The organism is Methylobacterium oryzihabitans (assembly GCF_004004555.2).
In the GTDB taxonomy this organism is placed as follows: Bacteria; Pseudomonadota; Alphaproteobacteria; order Rhizobiales; family Beijerinckiaceae; genus Methylobacterium; species Methylobacterium oryzihabitans.
This window is the reverse complement of record NZ_SACP01000074.1, coordinates 1-1560: the sequence shown is the minus strand read 5'-3', so window position 1 is coordinate 1560 and position 1560 is coordinate 1. Positions and strand designations below refer to the sequence as shown.

Below are 1560 nucleotides of genomic sequence, written 5' to 3'. Positions count from 1 at the left end.
CAGGTTGCCCCGAACAGGGTCAGCGCCCCGCCCGTCTCGGCGCAAAAGCCCTGCATCGGCGTGAGGCGGGTGATACGCGAGCCCATCGTGTGCACGATCCGCCAGCCGCCGAGCAGCGTGCCGGCGGCCATCGCCGCTTGGCACGACAGCACCACCCAAAGCGGGACGTGGAACTCGGAACCCAGATGTCCCTGACTGAACAGCAGCACCGCAATGATGCCCATCGTCTTCTGGGCATCATTGCCGCCATGGCCGAGGCTATAAAGGGAGGCGGAGAAGAATTGTAGCAGGCGGAAACGGCGGTCGACCGCGAAGGGCGTCGCTCGCACGCACAGCCAAGACACGATCAGGACGAGCAGGAGGGCGAGGGCGAAGCCGAGCAGAGGCGAGAGAACGATGGCAGCCGCGGTCTTTCCGAGCCCGCCCCAGACTACCGCCTGCCAGCCAGCCTTGGCGAGGCCGGCTCCGACGAGGCCGCCGACCAGCGCGTGCGAGCTGCTGGACGGAATCCCGAGCACCCAGGTCAGGACGTTCCAGGTGATGGCGCCCACGAGCGCGCCGAAGATCACCCGGGCATCGACTAGGCTAGCCTCGACGATGCCAGTGCCAAGCGTCTGAGCGACGTGCAGGCCGAAGAACAGGAAGGCGATGAAGTTGAAGAACGCGGCCCACATCACCGCGTATTGCGGCCGCAGCACCCGCGTCGAGACGATGGTGGCGATCGAGTTGGCGGCGTCGTGCAGGCCGTTGAGGAAGTCGAACAGCAGCGCGATGCCGATCAGGCCGGCGAGCACCGGCAGCGAGAGGGAAGCCTCCACGATCGGTGCTCCTAGACGTTCTCGATGACGATGGCGCTGATCTCGTTGGCGACGTCCTCGAAGCGGTCGACCACGTCCTCGAGATGTCCGAGGATCTCGCTGCCGACGATGTAGGCCATCGGGTCGCTGCGCCCCTTGGCGTGGAAGAGCGCCTTGAGGCCCTGCTCGTGCAGCGCGTCGGAGCGCCCCTCGACCTCGACCACTCGCTCGGTGAGCGCCGACAGCCGCGTGGAATGCTTGCCGATGGCGTTCAGCAGCGGCACCGCCTCGGCGGTGAGCCGGGCGGCCTCCAGCACCGTGCCGCCCATCTCGCGCATGACCGGATCGAAGGTCCGGATCTCGAACAGCATGATGGTCTTGGCGGTGCGATTCATCTGGTCGATGGCGTCGTCCATCGACTGGATCAGGTCCTTGATGTCGCCGCGGTCGAACGGCGTGATGAAGCTCCGCCGCACAGCGAGCAAGACCTCACGTGAGATATCGTCCGCCTCGTGCTCTCGATCAGCGATGACTTGGCAATAGCGCGGCACCGCGTCCCCACCCCTGAGCAATTCCTCCAGCGCCTCCGCTCCAGCGACCAGTGTGCGGGCGTGCTGCTCGAACAGATCGAAGAAGCGGTCCTCTCGAGGCATCAGCGCCCGGAACCAGCCAAGCATCCCGCACTCCCCCTTTGAACTGCTCTGCGGTGCAGTTCAGCACCGACACGAGAGCCGGCTAACTTCCCACGTCGCCCCGTGTTCGC

2 protein-coding genes are annotated in these 1560 nt (G+C 66.1%); both read right to left on the bottom strand.

Annotated features, from left to right (window positions below; translation table 11 throughout):
• Positions 1-818 (bottom strand): inorganic phosphate transporter (locus tag EOE48_RS28395; RefSeq protein ID WP_148239811.1); only part of this gene is annotated, 818 nt, incomplete at its 3' end.
• 11 nt (positions 819-829) lie between these two features.
• Positions 830-1474 carry a DUF47 domain-containing protein gene (locus tag EOE48_RS28390; protein ID WP_127734221.1) on the bottom strand — a complete coding sequence of 215 codons (645 nt, stop codon included), beginning with the start codon at positions 1472-1474 and terminating at the stop codon, positions 830-832.
• Positions 1475-1560 lie beyond the last annotated feature (86 nt).

Bases quoted from the DNA above. Each gene is read 5' to 3' on its own strand.
- EOE48_RS28390 (WP_127734221.1), bottom strand. From the start codon at position 1,474: ATGCTTGGCTGGTTCCGGGCGCTGATGCCTCGAGAGGACCGCTTCTTC.